Raw genomic sequence first — 20,050 nt, 5'->3', positions numbered from 1 at the left:
CACGTATCTGCGCCGGCGCCAGATACACAGCGATACAAAACCATGTGGAAATGTGACGCGCAGGCGATGGATATCGTCGCCCTGGCTCCAAAGGTGCCGCTTGCCTGTCCGATTCTGTGGGTCGAGGCGCCTGCACGAACTGGCTTCCTCGTCACTGGGCACCAAAAGCAGACCTTGACACGTCATTCTCTTTTTACAATACTTTTATCATATTCATTCTCAAATGGAGAACATCGCGTGAGCGATGTGAAGGCAACGTGGAACTGGCCGAACTGGAGATCTTTCGCGCGGTGGCCCGGGAACAGAGCATCACCCGGGCGGCGCGCGTGCTGGACAGGGTGCAATCCAACGTCACCACGCGCGTGAAGCAGCTCGAGGAAAGCCTCGGCGTCGCGCTGTTCCAGCGTGACAGCAAGAAGATGACCTTGACGCCTGAAGGCCAGCGGCTGCTTGGCTATGCCGAACAGATGCTCGCGCTGGCCGAGGAAGCCCGCCAATCGATGCGCGCCGATACGCCGAGTGGCACGCTTCGCGTGGGGTCCATGGAGAGTTCCGCCGCCACCCTGCTGCCGAAGCCACTCGGGCGCTATCACGCCGCCTGGCCCGACGTCGAACTCGATCTGACGACGGGCACCACGCAAAGCCTTGTCGACGCCGTGCTGGATCGCCGTCTGGACTGCGCGGTGGTAGCGCACCCTGGCAAGGGCGCCGCGCGCGATCTCGATATCGCGGAGATGGGTGCCGGACTGGAAGGCACGTTCATCCGGACCGAGGAACTGGTGCTCGTGCTGCCGGCCACGCATCCGAAGGTGCGCGGTCCGCAGGACGTAACGTTGCGCCACCTCGCCGCGTTCGCGCGTGGCTGCACATACCGCCGCTGCGCCGAGGAATGGCTGGAGGAAGGCGGCGACGAGGTACGCCGCACGCTGTCGGTCATGGAGATGCCGTCCTACCACGCGATCCTCGCGTCCGTGGCAGCCGGGTCGGCGGTAGGGATCGTGCCTCGCGCGTTGCTGGCATTGCATCCCGACCATGCCGAATTCCAGACCGTACCGGTCAGGCCTGCGCACACGTTTCTGGTCAAGCGCGCCGGATTCACCACGTCCGCCTTTGAAGCATTCCAGCGGGAGTTGCGTCATGTCTGATTGCCTGCATTCCCCGCACCCGTCTTCGGTTGCGCGCGGCAGTAGCCACGCCACGCCGGCATCGTGGCAAGAACCCGTCGCCGCCGCGCTGGCGCTAGCCGTGGTCATGGGCTTCGGCCGCTTCGCGTTCACCGGCATGTATCCGCTGATGGTCCAGGAAGGAGCCATGTCCGTTGGCACCGGCTCGCTCGCGGCCTCCGCCAACTACGCGGGCTATCTGGCCGGCGCGCTGCTTGCCACGAAGATCCCGGCGCGCACCGCCAGCGACTGGACGCGCGCCGCGCTCGTTGCCACCGTCCTGTGCATCCTCGTGCTCGCCGCGCCCATTCCGCCTGCCGTTTTCGTGGCGCTGCGCTTTCTTGCGGGCGTGGCCAGCGCCGTGGGCCTTGTCTGCGCCTCGGTCTGGCTATTGCACGTCGTGGGCCGGCACAATGGCGCCCCGCTGCTCTTTGCTGGCGTGGGCACGGGCATCGCGGTTTCGGCCGAGCTGATCGCGATCGGCAATCTGTCGACACCGGGTAGCAGCGTGCTATGGCTGGTGCTGACAGTCGGCGCGCTAGCGCTGTCGGTACTGGCATGGCGGCCGATCCGCCAGCCTTCGGCACAAGCCGCCACGGCTTCGGCGGCGCACCAGCATCGGCCCCGGCACGCGCTGGGCGCGTGGCCGCTGGTCGCCAGCTATGGCCTGGCAGGTCTTGGCTACATCATCACCGCAACCTATCTGCCACTGCTGATCCACGGCGCGCTCCGCGACGTCAATCCACTTCACATCTGGGCCATGTTCGGGCTGGCAGCGGTGCCCTCCTGCTTCCTGTGGCACACGGTGCACGAACGGCTGGGCACGCGGCGTGCCATGCAATGGAACCTCGTGGTCCAGGCGGTAGGTGTGGCGCTGCCGGCCATCAATCACTCTGCGGCCGCCTATCTGGCGAGCGCGGTGCTGGTTGGCGGCACGTTCGTCGGCACCGTGACCATCGCCGTACCCGCCGCCCGACACGCGGCGCATCTGGTCCGATTCAATCTGGTGGCGGCCATGACCGCCGCCTACGGCGTGGGCCAGATCGCGGGACCGCTGATGGCCTCGGCCCTGATGTCTCACGGCGGCAGCTTCAACGGCGCGATGGAGATCGCCTCCGCCGCCCTGCTGATCGCCGCCGGCATCTGCGAGATCCGCCAGCCCAGCCAGACCCGCCAGACCCACCAGACCCATTCGTAAGCTCGACACTCCAACCGGGGAATCCGCCATGAACACCACCTCCCGCAGCCCGCGTCAGAACCTGCTCGCGCGGCTCAACCTCTCCACACCGATCATTCAGGCGCCCATGGCCGGCGTCAGCACGCCAGCCATGGCGGCCGCCGTTTCCGAAGCGGGCGGCCTGGGCTCGCTGGGTGTCGGCGCGATGAACGTGGACGGAGCGCGCAAGGCGATCCGCGAAACCCGCGCGCTGACCAGCAAGCCGTTCAACATCAACCTGTTCTGCCATGTCCCCGACGCGCCCGATGCGGCGCGCGAGCGCGCCTGGCTCGAATACCTCGCGCCGGAATTCAAGAAGTTCGGCGCCGCCGCGCCTGCCAGCCTGAACGAGATCTACAAGACATTCCTGACCGACGAGGCCATGTTCCAGATGCTGCTCGAGGAAAAGCCTGCCGTGGTCAGCTTCCACTTCGGGCTTCCCGCGCAGGAGAAGATCGACGCGCTGCGCGCGGCGGGCATCGTGCTGCTGGCCAGCGCCACATCGTTGCGGGAGGCGCGACTGATCGAAGCGGCGGGCATCGATGCGATCGTGGCGCAAGGTATCGAAGCCGGCGGCCATCGCGGCGTATTCGATGCATATGGCGAAGACGAGGGACTGGGGACACTGGCACTGGTGCGCGTACTGGTCGAGCGCACCAGCCTGCCCATCATTGCGGCGGGCGGCATCATGGACGGCGCGGGCATCGCGGCGGTACTGGCGCTGGGCGCGCAGGCCGCGCAACTTGGCACGGCATTCGTCGGCACCCAGGAATCGTCCGCCGATGCCGCTTATCGCGCCGCATTGGCTGCCGCACTTACCGCCGAACAGCCGCGCCCGACCACCTTCACGCAGGCCATCTCGGGCCGCACCGCCCGCGGCTTCGCGAACCGGCTTACCGCGCTGGGCGCCGCAGCCGGCGCGCCGGCAGCCGCCGGCTACCCCATGACCTACGACGCCGGCAAGGCGCTGCACGCCGCGGCCAAGGCCAGTGGCAACAGCGACTATGCCGCGCAGTGGGCCGGCCAGGCAGTGCCCCTGGCCAGGGCGATGCCTGCGGCGGAACTGGTTGCCACGTTGACGGCGGAACTGAAAGCAACGCTGGAGCGGCTGAGCGGGTTGAAGGCGGTGCTGGGCTAAGAGGGAGGGATCAGGATCGGGCCGGACGGAGGCCCCCCGTTCGCGCCGATTCCCCGTCATTCGCCCCCAGATTCCGTCGATTCGGCCCATGCCCATGGCACTGGCGCGTGCAGTGGCCTATACATGACGCACCAACACAACCCGCACACTCCACATAGCGAGGTCACTCATGCGTCAGGAATCCATGCGCCCGCCCTTCCCTCCCGCCGACGACAACGCCTGGGCCTATTGGCGCGCCCGCCGCATGGTGCGGGCGCTGCGCGGCTGGTATATCCACCTGCTGGTCTATGTGCTGGTCAATGGCTGGCTGTGGTTCCGCTTCTACTACTTCGGCTCGCCGTCGTGGTCGCACTATCAGACCACGGGCTGGCCCTGGCCGCTGAGCACCACGCTCGGATGGGGGCTGGCGCTGGCGATCCACGGCGGGCTGGTGTGGATGCGGCTGTCGCGCTGGGGCCGCGACTGGGAAGCGCGCAAGATCCAGGAGTTCATGGATCGCCACTGAGCCCCGGCTTCAAGGCAGACGCTACATCTGCCTGAAGCGGTGCACATACGCGCGCGATACCGGCAGTTCGGTATCGCTGTCGCGCATCCGCACGAACAGCCGGCCGCTCTCGTCGCGGCGCGTCCCGGCGACGCATTCCATATTGACGATGGTCGAGCGGTGGACCTGCCAGAACACGTCGGGGTCCAGGCCCTCGGCCAGTTCCGCCAACGGTGTGCGGATCAAGTGCTCGCCGTCCCGCGTATGCACCACCACGTACTTGTCGTCGCTGTGGAAGTACATCACGTCCTGGATCGGCACATGGCTCGTGGTGTTCCCACGGCTGGCGCGCACCCAGCGCAGCAGGCCGCCACCCTCGGCGCGTGGCTGGCCGCGCGTGAGCTGGCTCAGCAGCTGCGCCAGTTCCGGCATCGGCGCTGCATCCTGGAAGGCCTTGCGCAGCCGCTCCACGGTGCGGGCCAGGCGCTCGTCCGTCACCGGCTTGACCAGATAGTCGACCGCCGCGCGATCGAAAGCATCGAGCGCGAACTCGTCGTATGCGGTGACGAACACCAGCCGCGTATCGGTTTCGATACCCTGCGCCACCTCCAGCCCGGACATGCCCGGCATCTTGATATCGAGAAAGGCGACATCGGGCGCCAGACGCGCGATCGACGCCGCCGCCTCCACGCCGTTCGCGGCCTCTCCCACGATTTGCAGTTCCGGCCACAGCCGGGCCAGCTTGCCGCGCAGGTGGGCGCGCAGGTGTTCCTCGTCGTCTGCGATCAACGCCGTAGGGGCGGTGGACATCATGCGGTGTCTCCGGTTCGGAATGCGCGGGGCAGCGGGATCTCGATCAGTACGGCGGTCCCAGGTGACCGCTCCTCGATACGCACGTGGGCGTCACCGTCATACAGCACCGCCAGCCGCTCGCGCAGGTTCGACAGGCCCACGCCGGACCCGGCCTTGGGATGAAAGCCCATGCCGTCGTCCTCGATCGTCGCCAACATGCGCGGCCCGCGTGACTCCAGCGTGATCCGCAGATGGCCACCTTCGATCTTCGGTTCCAGCCCATGCTTGATGGCGTTCTCCACCACCGGCTGCAGCAGCATCGGCGCCAGCGGCGCGGTGTCGAGCGAGGGATCGACCTCGATCGTGTACTGCAGACGGTCGCCCATGCGGATCTTCAGCAGCGCCAGGTAATCGCGCAGCAGCTTGGCCTCCTGCGCCACCGTGCCTTGGGTGGCGCGGCTGGCCGCCAGTGACGCGCGCAGGTAGGCAATGAAATGCTCGAGCATCAGCGTGGCTTTCTGCGGCGCCGGCTCGATCAGGCTGACCACGTTGGCCAGTGTATTGAACAGGAAGTGCGGCTCGATCTGGGCCTGCAGCAGGCGCATCTGCGCTTCCACGAGCTGCTTTTCCGTGGAGATCGTGCGCACCTGCTCGCGCGCCATGAACTCGGCGATCTTTCGTTCTTCCCAGCTACGGCCGAGCAAACCCACGCGGCTCCACGTCATCATGCCGTGTATGGCCAGCGCGATCCCCCAGCCCATCAGCGGCCCGCCTGACCACGGCCGATGTGGCGACGTCACAAGGTTGATGGTGATCAGCATCGCATTGACCGTCACGTAGACCAGTGCGTGCATGTAGAAGAAGCGCAGCGAGCGCACGCGACGGCGCGCATCGTTGTAGGCGCGCTGCTCGGAGGCGGTTCGCCAGAGTTCGGGGTCTGCGGGGCGCACGGTTGAATGGACGATTCGGATGGTCGGGGACGCGGAATGCTGCGAGGTTACCACCGGCACCCGCCGGAAGGCATCGGACGTCTCGCGGATGAACGGAAAGGCGGCGCCAATGGCCGCTGGCCGGCGCGACTTGCGACGCCCGCCGACTTGCGACGCCCGCCACTTGCGCGGATGATGGCGGGTGCCTGCCGCATCGCAACACGCACCGCTTCCGGAGATCTTCGCCCCCATGTCCACCCCGATGTCCGCCCCGACCGCCACCCTGAGCACTTCCTCGCCCTCGCCACTCGATCTCGCGCTGCTGCGCCAGTCGATTGCCCTGTCCGAAGATTCGAAGCAGCGTGGCCGCCATCCGTTCGCGGCGCTGGTGGCCGATGCCCAGGGCAATGTCATTGTCACGGCCGGCAACAACTCGATGCCGCCCGAAGGCGACCCCACCCAGCATGCCGAACTGGTGGCCGCTGCCCGCGCGGCAAAGCTGCTCACGCCAGCCCAGCTCGCGGATTGCACGCTCTACACCAGCGCCGAGCCCTGCTGCATGTGTGCGGGCGCGATCTACTGGACCGGCATCGGGCGCGTGGTCTACGCGCTGTCGGAACATGGGCTGCTGGGCCTGACCGGCGATCATCCGGAGAATCCAACGTTCGCATTGCCATGCCGCGAGGTATTCGCGCGCGGACAGCGTCAGGTCATCGTGCTTGGACCGATGCTGGAAGACGAAGCTGCAGCGCCACATATCGGGTTCTGGGTACCGCATGCGTGAATGGGCCTGAACCCGGCGATTCAAGGCTGATCGGCGCCAGCCTGCGCGATCTCACCGGCTTCGGCACGCAGGCACGCCATCAATTGCGTGGCGCCCGGCGCCAGTCGCCTGTCCCGCAACGTGATCAGGCCTACCGGGGGCAAATCCACCTCCACCGGCATCGCCAGCACGCGGAATCTCCCTTCGGCCTCAAGCTGGCGGCCTACCGTCCGCGCGACAAAGCCGACCGCCTGCCGCTTCGCCACGAACGTGGTCACCGCCAGATACGAAGACGACTCCACCCGATCCACCGGCGGCTCGAATCCATGTCGGAAGAACGCCTGCTCGATCTTGACCCGCAGTGAAGCCCAGGGCGGCGGCAGCACCAGCGGGCCGCGCGCCAGATCCGCCCAGCCGGGGCGCTTCTTGCGCGCCAGCGGGTGGTCAGCGGCGACGATGGCAACCATCGGTTCGTCATAGAGCGGTTCGGTCACAAGATCCGGCGCCGCATAGGCTGGCTCCAGCCGCCCGACGATCACGTCGAGCTCCGACAGCCGCAACCGTGGCAGCAGGTGCGTGAGATCGCCCTCTTCGATCAGCACCGTGGCGCGCGCCGACTGCTGCTTGAGACGCTCCACCGCGCCGGCCAGCAACACCGGCAGCGTCGCCCCCATCGACCCCACGCGCACACGGCCTGACGCACCGCTGGCCTCGGCCTCGATCTCGTCACGCGTGACTTCGTACTGGGCCAGCACGGAACGGGCAAAGCGCACCAGCGCCTCACCGGCCGGCGTCGGCTCGGTCCCGCGCGTGGAGCGCGTGAACAGCGCCATACCCATCATCTTTTCGACTTCCACCAGCACCTTTGACACCGCCGGCTGGCTGACTGCCAGGAACTCGGCAGTGCGGCCCAGGTGGCGAAATTCGTCCAGCGCCACCAGCATCTGCAGGTGGCGTAGTTTGATGTTGGAGCGCAACGCGCGGTCGATGTGGGCCATGCTGGCGAGTCTACCTAATCTTTTGGTTATGAAGCAATGCCATTTTTTGATTGGATTGTTATGATCCGCGCCACCACAATCGCCGGCATGGCGACTGGCAGAGCACCAGCCGCATCGAACAACACCGGAGACATCATGACGCAAGGCAACCCCACCAGCCTCATGCGCCGCCGCCTGCTGCTGGGCAGCGCCGCGGCCACCGCCGCTGCCGCCACCGGCACCGCCGGCCTGATCGTGCCGGCCACGGCACGCGCCGCGGCCGAGTATCCCGAACGTCCCATCACCTTCATCTGCCCGTGGCCCGTCGGCGGCACGGCGGACCAGTCGATGCGTGCGCTTTGCCAGGTGGCTACCGGCATCCTCAAGCAGTCGATCGTGGTGGAAAACCGCGCCGGCGCGTCGGGCATGATCGGCACCAAGGCGCTGGCCCGTGCCACGCCCGACGGCTACACGATCGGCCAGATTCCGATCTCGGTCACGCGCTTCTCGCAACTCGGGCTTCTGCAACTCGACCCGCGCACCGAACTGACCTATCTGGCGCGGACTTCCGGCCAGACATTCGGCATCGCCGTGCCGACGAACTCGCGCTTCAAGACGCTGGCCGACGTGATTGCCGAAGCCAAGGCACGCCCGGGCCACGTCACCTACGCGCACGCCGGCATTGGTGGCGCCACGCACGTGGGCATGGAGCAATTCGCCATGGTCGCGGGCGTCAAGTTCAACGCCATCGCCTACAAGGGCGGCTCCGCAGCCCTGCAGGACGTGCTGGCCGGGCAGGTGGACCTGCTGGCCGACTCCAGCTCGTGGGCGCCGCACGTGGAAGCCGGCAAGGCACGACTGCTGGCCACCTGGGGCGAGCAGCGCACGCCGCGCTTCAAGGACACGCCCACGCTCAAGGAGCTCGGCTACAACGTCGTGGTGGAAGCGCCCAACGGCATCGGCGCGCCCAAGGGGCTGCCGCCTGCCGTGGAGATGAAGCTGCGCGAGGCCTTCCGCGCGGCCGTGGCCAGCACCGAATTCAAGTCGGTGGCTGCACGCATCGACGCGCCGGTGATGTACCTGGACGGCCCCGACTACAAGAAGTACGTGGCCGCCGTCTATGACCAGGAAACCCAACTGATCCAGCGCCTGAAGCTCAAGGAAATGCTGCAACAGGGCTGATCGAAGCAAAACCATCGTGACCTCAAACCCCGTCATTCGCCTGCACGCCAACGACAACGTCCTGATCGCCCGTGGCGACCTGACGCTGGGCCAGCATCTGCCGGACCTCGACCTGCGCGTGCGCGCGCAGGTCCCCGCCGGCCACAAGATTGCCGCGCGCGCGATTGCGCGCGGCGAACAGGTACGCAAGTACGACACCGTCATCGGCGTAGCCGACCGCGATATCGGTCCGGGCGACCACGTGCACAGCCACAACCTCCGGCTGGTGGACTTCTATCGCGACCCGTCCTTCTGCAGCGACGTCCGCCCGATCGACTACGTGCCCGAAGCCGAGCGCGCCACGTTCATGGGCTATGTGCGTCCCGACGGGCGCGTGGGCACACGCAACTTCATCGGCATCCTGTCGTCGGTGAACTGTTCGGCCACGGTGATCAAGCACATTGCCGCGCACTTCACGCCCGAGCGTCTGGCCGCCTACCCCAATGTCGATGGCGTGGTGGCGTTCGCGCAGAGCAGCGGTTGCGGCATGTCGTCACCGAGCGAGCACTTCGATCTGCTGCGCCGCACGCTGGCCGGCTACGCGCGCCATGCAAACCTTGCTGGCGTGCTGATCGTCGGCCTGGGCTGCGAGCGCAACCAGGTGGCCTCGCTGGTGGAATCGCAAGGACTGGTCCCCGGAGAGAACCTCCACACGCTGGTCATGCAGGACACCGGCGGTACCCGGGCGACCATCGCGGCAGGCGTACAAGCCGTGGAGCGGATGCTGCCCGCCGCCAACGCCTTCACACGGCAGCGTGTCAGCGCCAGCCACCTCAAGATCGGCCTGGAATGCGGCGGTTCGGATGGCTTTTCGGGCATCACCGCGAACCCCGCGCTCGGCGCGGCGATGGACATCCTGGTGCGACACGGCGGCACGGCAATCCTGTCGGAGACGCCCGAGATCCACGGCGTGGAATACATGCTGACGCGCCGCGCGGTCACGCCCGAGGTCGGCCAGAAACTGCTGGACCGACTGGCCTGGTGGGAACGCTATACGGCCGGGCAGAACGCGCAGTTCAACGGCGTGGTGGGTCACGGCAACCAGCAGGGCGGACTGGCCAATATCTTCGAGAAATCGCTCGGCTCGGCCATGAAAGGCGGCACCACGCCGCTACAGGCCGTCTACGAGTACGCGGAGCCGATCGACACGGCCGGCTTCGTGTTCATGGATTCACCCGGCTACGACCCCGTCGCCGCCACCGGCCAGATCGCCAGCGGCGCCAACCTGATCTGTTTCACTACGGGGCGCGGTTCGATGTTCGGGTCCAAACCCGCGCCGACGATCAAGCTGGCGTCGAACTCGCCCATGTATCGGCGGCTCGAGGAAGACATGGATATCAACTGTGGTCTGGTGCTCGACGGCGAACTCAGCGTGGCGCAGATGGGCGAACGGATCTTCGAACACATCCTGCGCGCCGCGTCGGGCGAGCCCACCAAGAGCGAGTTGCTTGGGCTTGGCGACCATGAATTCGTGCCCTGGCACGTGGGGATCGTGAGCTAGCGCCTTTGGTGCTTCCTACGTTAGCCCTCTCCCCCGGCCGTGCCAGACATCACCCACTTCCCTATGCTGACCACCCTCGCCAACCCTGACCTCCTCCGCACCCGGAACCTGATCGCCCAGCACTGGTGCGACGCCCACGTCCGGCTACCGGTCACCGACCCCGCCACCGGTCACGTCATTGCCGAAGTGCCCGATAGCAATGCCGCCGACGCGCAGCGCGCCGCCGATGCGGCCGCAGCAGCGTTCCCGGACTGGAGCCACCGCACCGCTCGCGAACGCGCGCAACTGATCAAGCGCTGGCACGCGCTGATCCTCGCTCACGAGCAGGACCTGGCGCGCATCATCTCCGCCGAGCAGGGCAAGCCGACGCACGAGAGCCTGGGCGAAGTCCGCTATGGCGCGTCGTACGTCGAATGGTTTGCCGAAGAAGCCACGCGCATCTGCGGCGATGTGGTGGCCGAAGCGGTGCCGGGCCGCAAGATGATCGTGCTGAAGGAGCCCGTGGGTGTGGTGGCCGCCATCACGCCGTGGAACTTTCCGCTGGCGATGATCGCGCGCAAGATCGCGCCGGCGCTGGCCGCTGGCTGCACCGTGGTGGCCAAGCCCGCCGAGGACACACCACTGACCGCCCTCGCCCTCGTATGGCTCGCGCAGCAGGCAGGGCTGCCGCCGGGCGTGCTCAATATCGTCACCGCGTCCCGCGCCAACACGCCGGCCGTCGTCGATGCCTGGCTGGCCGATCCGCGCGTGCGCAAGATCACGTTCACCGGCTCCACGCCGGTCGGCAAGCATCTGGCGCGCGAATCGGCCGGCACGCTCAAGAAACTGTCGCTCGAACTCGGCGGCAACGCGCCGTTCATCGTGTTCGACGATGCCGATCTCGACGCCGCCGTCGATGGCCTGATGGCTGCCAAGTTCCGCAACGGCGGCCAGACCTGCGTGTGCCCGAACCGCGTCTATGTCCAGGATGGCGTGCATGACGCGTTCGTCGAACGGCTGGCGGCACGCGTGGCCGCATTGCACGTGGGGCCCGCCACCGAATCCGCCGCGCAGATCGGCCCGATGATCAATGCGCGTGCCGTCGACAAGATCGACCGCCACGTGCGCGACGCCGTCGACAAGGGCGCCCGCGTGGTGACCGGCGGAGAGCGCGTGCGTACCGGCGACGGCCCGCACTACTACGCGCCCACCGTGCTGGTGGATGCCACGCCGGCCATGGCGCTGGCGCACGAGGAAACGTTCGGCCCGGTGGCGCCGGTGTTCCGCTTCCGGCACGAAGACGAGGTCGTGCGCCACGCCAACGACACCCCGTTCGGCCTGGCCGCGTATTTCTATTCGAACGACGTGCGCCGCATCTGGCGCGTGGCGCAGGCGCTGGAGACCGGCATCGTCGGCATCAACGAGGGGGCGCTGGCCTCGGAGGCCGCCCCGTTCGGCGGTGTCAAGGAATCCGGCTACGGGCGCGAGGGCTCGCGCCACGGACTTGACGATTACATGCATACCAAGTATCTCTGCCAGGGCCAATTGCTCTGAAATCCGTCTGACAACGAAGGCCCGACAGGAGACATCATGCCCGCACACAACCCCTTCAAGGCCGCGCTGACCGCGCGCCAGGCGCAAATCGGACTCTGGATGTCCGGCGCCGCGCCCTACTTCGCCGAAGTCACCGCCACGGCCGGCTTCGACTGGCTGCTGATCGACGGGGAACACGCACCCAACGACGTGCGCACGATCCTGCAGACGCTGCAGGTGCTCGGCCCCTACCGCTCGCAGCCAGTGGTGCGCGCCGTCGCCGGCGAGACCGCGCTGATCAAGCAACTGCTCGATATCGGCGCGCGCTCGCTGCTGGTGCCGATGGTCGACACCGCCGAGCAGGCAGCCGAAATGGTACGCGCCACGCGCTACCCGCCGTTCGGCGTGCGCGGCGTGGGCAGCGCGGTGGCCCGCGTGTCGCAATGGAGCGCGCGCACCGACTACCTTGACGTGGCCGACGACGAGGTCTGCCTGCTGGTGCAGGCAGAGACCGTGACCGCCATGCAGAACCTGGAAGCGATCTGCGCCGTCGATGGCGTCGACGGTGTGTTCATCGGCCCGGCCGATCTGGCGGCATCGATGGGCCATCGCGGCAAACCCGGCCACCCGGACGTGCAGGCCCAGATCGAGAGCGCCATGCGCACCATCGTCGCCAGCGGCAAGGCCGCCGGCACGCTGACTTCAGACCCTGCCCTGGCACGCCGATATCTCGAACTCGGCTGCACGTTCGTCGCCACCGGCGTGGACGTGCTGGTGTACGCCAACGCGGCCCGCAAACTGGCCGCCGAATTCCTGCCCGACCGCGCCGGCCAGATCAGCGCGCCGGGCGCCGCCTACTGATTCACACGATGACCGCCCTGCCCTCCCAAGACGTTCTGCTTCAGGCCATGCAGGCCATTGTCGGCCCGCATGGCTGCCTGACCGCCGCAGCCGATACCGAACCGTTTGTCACCGACTACCGGCGCATCTACGTCGGCAAGTCGCCCGTCGTGGTCATGCCGTCGACCACCGAACAGGTCAGCCAGGTGATGGCCTGGTGCTACCAGCACGACGTGCCGGTGGTGCCGCAAGGCGGCAACACGTCGCTGATGGGCGGTGCGGTGCCCGACGACAGCGGCACGGCCGTAGTCATCAGCCTGCGCAAGATGCATCGCGTGCTGGCGATCGACACCGTCAACGATACGATGACCGTCGAAGCCGGCGTCACGCTCTCCGCCGCGCGGCAGGCCGCCGAGGACAGCAAGCGCCTGTTTCCGCTGCGCATCGGCTCCGAGGGCTCGTGCCAGATCGGCGGCAACCTGTCCACCAATGCGGGCGGCACGGCGGTGCTGCGCTACGGCAACATGCGCGATCTGGTGCTTGGCATCGAAGCGGTGCTGCCCGATGGTCGCGTGTTCTCGTCGCTGCGCGGCCTGCGCAAGGACAACACCGGCTACGACCTCAAGCACCTGTTCATCGGCGCGGAAGGCACGCTCGGCATCATCACGGGTGCGGTACTCAAGCTGATGCCGCAGCCGCGCTCGTCGGCCGTGGCATTCGTGGCCGTGCAAAGCCCCGAGGCAGCCGTGAAGCTGCTGGGCGAAGCGCGGGCGCTGTCCGGCCAGGCCGTGACGGCCTTCGAACTGATCTCGGCGCCGGCGCTGGACCTCGTGCTCGAATATCTCGGCAACGAACCGTCGCCGCTAGAAGGCCGGCATGACTGGATGGTGCTGATCGAACTGACATCGGGCGCCGACGAGGAAAGCCTGAACACGACGCTGATGGAGATCCTGGAAGCCGGCCTCGGCCAGGGATGGGTGGTGGATGCGGCCGTGGCGTCGAGCCTGACCGACGCGCAGAAATTCTGGCGCATCCGCGAGGAGATCTCCGACGCCCAGACGCGCACCGGCGGCAGCATCAAGTGCGATATCTCGGTACCGGTATCGCGTATCGCGGACTTCATCGGCAAGGCTTCCGCAGGCGTGCTGGCACTGGAGCCGGCCACGCGGATGGTGATCTACGGGCACATGGGCGATGGCAACGTGCACTTCAACCCGCTGCGGCCGAAGGATCGCCCGGCCAGGGACTTCCTGGCCCAGTGGTACAAGCCCGTATCCGATCTGGTCGATGGTCTCGCGCACGCGGAGAACGGCTCGATCTCGGCCGAGCACGGCATTGGTGTGGCCAAGCGCGACGACCTGACGCGCTACAAGTCCACGGTGGAGCTGGAGCTGATGTGGCAGGTCAAACGCGCGCTCGATCCGAAGAACCTGCTGAACCCGGGACGGGTGCTGCCACGGATCGCTGGGCCCGCTGACTGAGCCAGACCCCGCCGAGCACGAGCACCATGCCTGCGAGCTGTGCCGTGCTCAGCGTCTGACCCAGCGCGATCCAGCCGAGCACCACCGCCGTCAGCGGACTCAGGAACCCCAGCGTGGCTACGGCGCCCGGCCCCAACCGGGCAATGCCGCGGAACCACAGCACGTAGGTCAGCGCCGCCCCGATCAGGCTGAGCCATGCCATGCCAAGCACGTTCGGCAGGGTCAGCGCCGGCAGCGGCGGCTCCAGCCACCACGCGAACGGTACCAGCAGCAGGCCGCCCGCCGTCAGTTGCCAGGCCGTGAACGTCAACGCCGGCACGGGTGGCTGCCAGCGGCGCGTCAGCACCGTGCCAAGCGCCATCGACACCGCGCCGGCCAGCCCCGCCACCACGCCCACCGCATCGAGCGTCGCCTTCGGCGTCAATACCAGCAGCGCCACGCCTGCAAGACCGGCCAGGGCCGCCACGATCGCGGCCACGCGGATTGCCGACCCAAGCAATACGCGCGACAGCCCCAGCACGATCAACGGCTGGATGGCGCCAAGCGTCGCGGCCACGCCGCCCGGCAGGCGATACGCCGAGACGAACAACATGGCCCAGAAGAACGAGAAATTGAGCGCGCCAAGCACCAGCAGACGCGGCCACCAGCCCCGGCCCGGCCATTGGCGGCCAAGCAGCCACAGCAGGATGCCCGCCGGCAAGGCACGCAGCATCGCCACCGTCAGCGGATAGCCCTGCGGCAGCCAGTTCGTGGTCACCAGATAGGTGCTGCCCCAGATTGCGGGGGCAAGCGCGGTCAGCAGCAGGTCCGTCGTGCGGGTATGGGTCATGGTTTCCGGCAGGGATTCTGGCGTGGCGCGCGGCACGTGGCGCATATGGCTCGAAGCGTACTGGACAAACCGGTCGTCGGGTATCGGCGTGCGTTCAACACACTATTGACCATTCGTAATCAATCGGGGCGCGTCCGCAACGGGACACGCCTCCATCTGCCCATCGCGGGTCCGCTTTCTGGTGGAGACACCGCCCGAGCCGACGGTGTAGTATCCGTTGCCAGATTTGCTTCTACTCGTTGGAGAAACACCATGAACGTACTTGTCACCGGTGCCAGTGCCGGGTTCGGTGCCGCCATCGCACGACGCTTTGCCGCCGCGGGCCACCACATCATCGCCGCCGGCCGCCGCGCAGACCGGCTCGAGGCGCTGGCCGACGAAATCGGCCGTGACAAGGTCCTGCCCCTGATCCTGGACGTGCGCGACCGCGAGGCCGTGGCCAAGGCCATCGCAAGCCTGCCGGCCGATTTCGCGGAGATCGACCTGCTGGTCAACAACGCGGGCCTGGCGCTGGGTCTGGAAGCCGCTCAGGCTGCCGACCTCGACAACTGGGACAACATGGTCGACACCAACATCAAGGGCCTGATGTATGTGACGCGCGCGGTGCTGCCCGGCATGGTCGCGCGCAATCGCGGTCATGTGATCAACATCGGCTCGACGGCCGGGGCGTACGCCTATCCGGGCGGCAACGTCTATGGCGCGACCAAGGCATTTGTGCGCCAGTTCTCGCTGAACCTGCGCGCGGACCTGCAGGGCACGCGCGTGCGCGTCACCGACGTGGCGCCGGGCCTGGTAGGTGGCACCGAGTTCTCGTCGGTGCGTTTCGGCGGCGACGAGAACCGCGTGCAGAAGGTGTATGAAGGCGCCGATGCGCTGACACCCGACGATATCGCCGAGACCGTGTTCTGGGCCGGCACGCTGCCCGCGCGCGTCAACATCAACTTCGTGGAACTGATGCCGGTGACCCAGACCTTCGGTCCGCTCACGATTCACCGAGAGGGCTGATCGCATGGCCAATATGGCCGGGCCGGCGGCCGCGCTTCCGCATGACGGGCGGCCATCCGGAGACGACGCGCTCCACGTGGAAAACCTGCGCGGCCATGATCGCGGCCATGGTGGTGGACCTTACTCGCTGGTGATTCCCGCCGGCAAGTGCACGATCCTGTCGGGCCCGTCCGGCAGCGGCAAAAGCCTGCTGCTGCGCATGATCGCCGATCTCGATCCGAATACCGGCGATGTCCGCCTCGGTGCCGCCTCACGCAACGCGATAAGCGGCCCGGCATGGCGGCGACAGGTCATCTACGTGGCCGCCGACGCAGGATGGTGGGCCGATGACGTGAGCGCCCATTTCGACGATTTCGCGCACAACCGGCCCGAACTCGATCGGTTGGCGCATCAGCTTGGCCTGCGCCCGGACATCCTGTCGGCACAGGTCAGCCAGCTTTCGACTGGCGAGCGGCAACGGCTGACGCTGATGCGCGCGCTGGCACGTCACCCCCGATTCCTGCTGCTCGACGAACCGACCTCCGCGCTGGACCAGGACACCACCCTTGCCGTGGAGGCGGTCCTGCGCCGGGTCATGGCTGGCGGTGTCGGCCTGCTCATGGTGTCGCACAACCCGGCGCAAGCCGCACGCCTGCGTGACGCGCAGTACGTCATGAGCCCGTCGGGGCTGAAGACGCTGGAGATGCATTCCGCATGAGTCCGATCATCCTGACCACTGGCGACCTGGCGCTGGCCAGCCTGCTAATCATCCTGGGCGCGGGGCTGTCGGTGGCGACGTCACTGAACATCCACCGCACCTTGCTGTGGATGGCGCTCCGCATGGTCGTGCAGCTCTTGCTCGTGGGCCTGGTGCTGCGAACCGTGTTCGCGCTGTCATCGCCGTGGATCACGCTGCTGGTGTTGCTGCTGATGGTCGTGGCGGCCGCGCGCGAAGTTGGCAGCCGACAGCAACGGCGCCTGCGGGGCCCGTGGCAGTGGATGATCGGCCTGACCACGGTCAGCGTGCCGACGCTGACGATCACCGTGCTGGCGCTGACCACGGCGCTGCGTCCCTCGCCGTGGTACGACGCGCGCCACGCGATCCCGCTGGCCGGCATCATCCTCGGTAACGCCATGAGTTCGGCCAGCCTGACGTTGCACACGGCATTCAATGCGGCCTGGCTCCAGCGCGGCGCCATCGAGGCACGGATCGCCCTGGGTGACGACCGTCGCACGGCACTGGGCCCGATCCTGCGCCAGGCCGTGCGCAGCGGGATGCTGCCGACGCTGAACGTCATGGGCGCGGCCGGCATCATCACGCTGCCGGGCATCATGACCGGCCAGATCCTGGCTGGCATGGACCCGATCGACGCCGCCCGTTACCAGATCCTGCTGATGTTCCTGCTGGCGGGCGGCTGTCTGCTGGCCGCGTTCCTTGCCGCATGGCTCGCGGTATGGCGGCTGACCGACGAACGACACCGCCTGCGGCTCGATCGCCTGGACGCGCGCGGGTCCGACCACTGAGTCTTGTATCCGCCATGTACGCCAAGCCCGGGTTCGCGGATACCTGCGGTAATCTTGTGATTCCGGGCGCATACCAATGATTACGGCCCGTTAAATGCGGGGTAAACCGGTTCCTGCTTCGCGGATGCAGGCCCGATGCGGCAACTAGCATTCGGGCCTTGGCCATCAAGTAAGCAGGAGACCCGAATGCGTTTTGCCTTTGCCGGGTTCGACCTTTGGTGCGGTGTGTTCGATGCCTTCGTCGCGCAAGGCTGGCAGCCGCTGGCGTTGTTCACGATGCCCGTGGACAACCAGCATGACTTCAACGAGCAGGTGGTATCGCGGGCGCAATCGCTCGGCATTCCGGTGCACATGTCGCCGATCCGCACCGAGGACCTGCGCGCGCTGCGCGACCAGCAGTGCGAGGTACTGGTCGTGGCCGGGCACGGCTGGAAAATTCCCGACTGGACGCACGACCTGCATCACGCGATCAACTTTCATCCATCACCGCTGCCGGAAGGGCGCGGGCCTTACCCGCTGTTCCGCGCAGTCATGGAAGATCGCCGCGACTGGGCGGTGACATGTCATCGCGTGTCGCCCGCATTCGACGCAGGCGATATCCTCGCCGCGGAACCTGTCTTGCTGACGACGGACGAGTGCCATGAGACGTTGCAGTTGAAGCTGCAGCTTGCCGCACGCAAGCTGGCCACACGCGTGGCCAGCGACTTCCGCTCAATGTGGAATACCAGCCAGCCACAATCCGGCGGCAGCTACTGGCCGAAGCTGACCGATGCGGACCGCACGCTCGATTTCACGGGTCCGGTGGCCGAGATTCTGCGCCTCTGTCGGGCATTCGGACAGCACGAGTGCATCGCGCACGTCGGCGCCATCGCGCTGTATGTTCGTCATGCGGCGGGATGGCCCGAGACACACGACTACCTGCCGGGCACTGTCGTGCACCACTATCGGCGCAGCCTCGTGGTAGCGGCACGCGACGGCTTCATCGCACTGCTCGACTGGAGCGCATTGCCACCGCCGACCCGCGCGCTCAACGGGCGCTGAAGCACATGACGCACATGAGGCGCAGGCAGCGCCACCCCGCACATTGCGCACATGTCACCCCTGCGTCATGCCTGTGACCATGGCGCGGAAGCATTCTTGTCCCTGACAACAACCCGCCCGCGCAGCAGCACGGGCCATTGATGACAAGGAGGGCAAGACGATGCAAACCGCTTATCTGTTGATGCTGATTCCGGCGCTCGCGTCAGCCACTGCATTCGCCCAAGGCACACAGGGCACACAGGGCACGAGCGATACCGGCAGCAAGCGCACCACCGCGCAGGTGAGACAGGAACTGATCGAGGCGAAGCATGATGGCACCTATGCGCGGGGCAACGCGGAGTTTCCGCCCAGCGAGCAAACTGTCAAGCGACACAAGGAGGAGCATGCCGCGGCCAAGCATCCGAACGAAGGCAAGCCAACGAAGCCGGATGCGCACGACATGAAGTAGCCCGTTGCAGGTTGCATGCCTGCGTGCGAAGTGGCAGGCAGGAATGCAACCGTCGATGATGGCGCGGGTTGCCCATTTCTTGAGCAGCCCAGCTCGAACGCCTGATTGCAGGCGGCCTGGCGCGGCGATGTCGATGTTATCCACAGTTTCTGTGGATAAGGCCGGAGGCCATTCGGCCGCGTTTACTCACCACCGTTTACTCACCACCGTTTACCCACCACGTTTGCGCACGTATACGCACGCATACCCACCACACATCCGGCCTCGTTTCAAACCCAGCGAGGCCGCATTGCGTATACGCACCCGGCGTGCTCAGCCCTCTTCGCCGTAACCTTCGATCACCACGATGTCCGCCTGCGAGTGCGGCGATCGAACCGCCACCAGCGCCTGATATTCGGGCGAACGGTAGCACTCCAGTGCGCGCTGATAGCTCTCGAACTCGATCACGACGATGCGGTCCCGGCAATGACCCTCGACCACGGTCCGCTCGCCACCCCTTACCAGGAAGCGCGCGCCGTACTTGTCGAACACGGCCTTGTTGGCGGTGATGTACCCGCGATAGCCATCCATGTTGGCGATATCAACTGCGGCAATCCAGTATCCCTTGCGCATGATGTCTCCGAGTAATCCGGCAACCCGACTATAGCGGCGGCAACCGGCGCTTGACGGGCTGTGACTTCACGATGGCCGAACTCGTTTCGGCCAGGTCCGTGATTCTTTCGAGTATGTGATCGAGATGTTCGATCGAGCGCAGGTAGAGCCGGCCGATGAAGCAGTCGTCGCCCGTCACCTTGTCACACTCGGCGAATTCCGGAATACCTTCGATCAATCGTTGCACCGCCTGCAGCTTGCCCGGCAGTGGCTTGATCCGCACGATGGCCTGCATCGAGAAGCCCAGTGTGCGGGGCTCGACATCGACTGTGAAGCCCCGGATGACGCCCCGGTCCTCCAACCTGCGCAGGCGCTCCGACGCGCCCGGCGCCGACAGCCCGATCTGCTCGGCCAGCGCCTTGACCGGCATTCGCGCGTCCTGCTGCAGCAGTGTCAGGATGCGACGGTCGATGTCATCGAGGGACATAAGGAATTTCCCGTCTTAGCTTTGGAAACGACGGAAATATAGTCCATTCGCCTGCAATCCGATATCCCCGAGCGCCGTCTTACCCCCTAGAATTCAAGCCCTGAATGCCAGAGAGGCCAAAGAGACTTG

Annotated in this window: 21 protein-coding genes; 15 read left to right on the top strand and 6 right to left on the bottom strand. The window is 66.7% G+C overall.

Translation table 11 applies throughout. From position 1 onward, the window contains the following. Nucleotides 1–257 precede the first annotated feature (257 nt). The 4 genes from K6G35_RS24600 to K6G35_RS24585 all read left to right on the top strand — a co-directional run bounded on the left by K6G35_RS24600 (nt 258) and on the right by K6G35_RS24585 (nt 4,022). Nucleotides 258–1,145 carry a LysR substrate-binding domain-containing protein gene (locus K6G35_RS24600; protein WP_286882035.1) on the top strand — a complete coding sequence of 296 codons (888 nt, stop codon included), beginning with the start codon at nt 258–260 and terminating at the stop codon, nt 1,143–1,145. Beyond that, nucleotides 1,138–2,361, top strand: coding sequence for a YbfB/YjiJ family MFS transporter (locus K6G35_RS24595; protein WP_495676478.1), 1,224 nt, complete (start codon nt 1,138–1,140; stop codon nt 2,359–2,361). Before K6G35_RS24600 ends, K6G35_RS24595 begins: the two co-directional genes overlap by 8 nt. Nucleotides 2,362–2,389: 28 nt before the next feature. Beyond that, the gene (locus K6G35_RS24590) at nt 2,390–3,517 is read left to right on the top strand and encodes an NAD(P)H-dependent flavin oxidoreductase (RefSeq protein WP_495676477.1); all 1,128 of its coding nucleotides are present in this window, start codon (nt 2,390–2,392) and stop codon (nt 3,515–3,517) included. Nucleotides 3,518–3,701: 184 nt separating this feature from the next. Beyond that, nucleotides 3,702–4,022: a 2TM domain-containing protein gene (locus tag K6G35_RS24585; protein ID WP_024570492.1), complete on the top strand. Its 321-nt coding sequence runs from the start codon at nt 3,702–3,704 to the stop codon at nt 4,020–4,022. A gap of 21 nt (nt 4,023–4,043) precedes the next feature. Here K6G35_RS24585 and K6G35_RS24580 read toward each other — a convergent pair whose 3' ends face one another. Beyond that, a complete protein-coding gene (locus K6G35_RS24580; RefSeq protein ID WP_186425868.1) occupies nt 4,044–4,814 on the bottom strand; it encodes a LytR/AlgR family response regulator transcription factor in 771 nt (256 codons plus the stop codon). After that, entirely contained in the window at nt 4,811–5,974 is a 1,164-nt protein-coding gene (locus K6G35_RS24575) for a sensor histidine kinase (RefSeq protein ID WP_234707054.1), read from the bottom strand. Before K6G35_RS24575 ends, K6G35_RS24580 begins: the two co-directional genes overlap by 4 nt. Between K6G35_RS24575 and K6G35_RS24570 the strand changes: the two genes are divergently transcribed. Further along, entirely contained in the window at nt 5,973–6,506 is a 534-nt protein-coding gene (locus K6G35_RS24570) for a nucleoside deaminase (protein WP_186425867.1), read from the top strand. The genes K6G35_RS24575 and K6G35_RS24570 overlap by 2 nt on opposite strands. A gap of 20 nt (nt 6,507–6,526) precedes the next feature. Here the strand turns inward: K6G35_RS24570 and K6G35_RS24565 are convergent, their stop codons facing one another. Beyond that, nucleotides 6,527–7,483: a LysR substrate-binding domain-containing protein gene (locus tag K6G35_RS24565; protein ID WP_495676476.1), complete on the bottom strand. Its 957-nt coding sequence runs from the start codon at nt 7,481–7,483 to the stop codon at nt 6,527–6,529. A gap of 135 nt (nt 7,484–7,618) precedes the next feature. Between K6G35_RS24565 and K6G35_RS24560 the strand changes: the two genes are divergently transcribed. The 5 genes from K6G35_RS24560 (at nt 7,619) to K6G35_RS24540 (ending at nt 14,017) form a co-directional block, all read left to right on the top strand. After that, a complete protein-coding gene (locus K6G35_RS24560; protein WP_495676475.1) occupies nt 7,619–8,644 on the top strand; it encodes a tripartite tricarboxylate transporter substrate binding protein in 1,026 nt (341 codons plus the stop codon). Nucleotides 8,645–8,660: 16 nt separating this feature from the next. Continuing rightward, complete coding sequence (locus K6G35_RS24555) at nt 8,661–10,184, top strand: UxaA family hydrolase (RefSeq protein WP_215242680.1); 1,524 nt, start codon at nt 8,661–8,663, stop codon at nt 10,182–10,184. 63 nt (nt 10,185–10,247) lie between these two features. Then, nucleotides 10,248–11,717: an NAD-dependent succinate-semialdehyde dehydrogenase gene (locus K6G35_RS24550; RefSeq protein ID WP_286881987.1), complete on the top strand. Its 1,470-nt coding sequence runs from the start codon at nt 10,248–10,250 to the stop codon at nt 11,715–11,717. 36 nt (nt 11,718–11,753) lie between these two features. Then, entirely contained in the window at nt 11,754–12,557 is an 804-nt protein-coding gene (hpaI, locus tag K6G35_RS24545) for a 4-hydroxy-2-oxoheptanedioate aldolase (RefSeq protein WP_495676474.1), read from the top strand. An 8-nt stretch (nt 12,558–12,565) separates the two neighbouring features. After that, complete coding sequence (locus K6G35_RS24540; protein ID WP_495676473.1) at nt 12,566–14,017, top strand: FAD-binding oxidoreductase; 1,452 nt, start codon at nt 12,566–12,568, stop codon at nt 14,015–14,017. Here the strand turns inward: K6G35_RS24540 and K6G35_RS24535 are convergent. After that, nucleotides 13,941–14,846, bottom strand: a complete 906-nt coding sequence (locus K6G35_RS24535; RefSeq protein ID WP_080709861.1) for an EamA family transporter — start codon at nt 14,844–14,846, stop codon at nt 13,941–13,943. The two genes, K6G35_RS24540 and K6G35_RS24535, sit on opposite strands and share 77 nt — an antisense overlap. Nucleotides 14,847–15,098: 252 nt before the next feature. Here K6G35_RS24535 and K6G35_RS24530 point away from each other — a divergent pair, with 252 nt between their 5' ends. From K6G35_RS24530 to K6G35_RS24510, 5 genes are all read left to right on the top strand, one after another. Further along, nucleotides 15,099–15,851 carry an SDR family NAD(P)-dependent oxidoreductase gene (locus K6G35_RS24530; protein ID WP_008642479.1) on the top strand — a complete coding sequence of 251 codons (753 nt, stop codon included), beginning with the start codon at nt 15,099–15,101 and terminating at the stop codon, nt 15,849–15,851. A gap of 4 nt (nt 15,852–15,855) precedes the next feature. Continuing rightward, nucleotides 15,856–16,548: an ABC transporter ATP-binding protein gene (locus K6G35_RS24525; RefSeq protein WP_008642478.1), complete on the top strand. Its 693-nt coding sequence runs from the start codon at nt 15,856–15,858 to the stop codon at nt 16,546–16,548. Then, nucleotides 16,545–17,354 (top strand): ABC transporter permease, encoded by an 810-nt coding sequence (locus K6G35_RS24520; RefSeq protein WP_008642477.1) that lies wholly within the window; start codon nt 16,545–16,547, stop codon nt 17,352–17,354. The genes K6G35_RS24525 and K6G35_RS24520 overlap by 4 nt, the downstream gene beginning before the upstream one ends. A 186-nt stretch (nt 17,355–17,540) precedes the next feature. Next, nucleotides 17,541–18,395, top strand: a complete 855-nt coding sequence (locus tag K6G35_RS24515) for a methionyl-tRNA formyltransferase (protein ID WP_008642476.1) — start codon at nt 17,541–17,543, stop codon at nt 18,393–18,395. Between the two features lie 160 nt (nt 18,396–18,555). Next, complete coding sequence (locus K6G35_RS24510) at nt 18,556–18,843, top strand: DUF4148 domain-containing protein (protein WP_186425859.1); 288 nt, start codon at nt 18,556–18,558, stop codon at nt 18,841–18,843. Between the two features lie 312 nt (nt 18,844–19,155). On the opposite strand, the gene K6G35_RS24505 is transcribed toward K6G35_RS24510, so the two are convergent. Both K6G35_RS24505 and K6G35_RS24500 read right to left on the bottom strand, forming a co-directional pair. After that, entirely contained in the window at nt 19,156–19,455 is a 300-nt protein-coding gene (locus tag K6G35_RS24505; RefSeq protein WP_008642472.1) for a DUF1330 domain-containing protein, read from the bottom strand. 28 nt (nt 19,456–19,483) lie between these two features. Continuing rightward, on the bottom strand, nt 19,484–19,921 hold the full coding sequence (locus tag K6G35_RS24500) for an Lrp/AsnC family transcriptional regulator (protein ID WP_008642468.1): 438 nt from the start codon (nt 19,919–19,921) through the stop codon (nt 19,484–19,486). Nucleotides 19,922–20,050 lie beyond the last annotated feature (129 nt).

The sequence above is a fragment of the Cupriavidus sp. HY129 genome, assembly GCF_059492215.1.
This window is presented reverse-complemented; position numbering and strand designations above follow the sequence as displayed.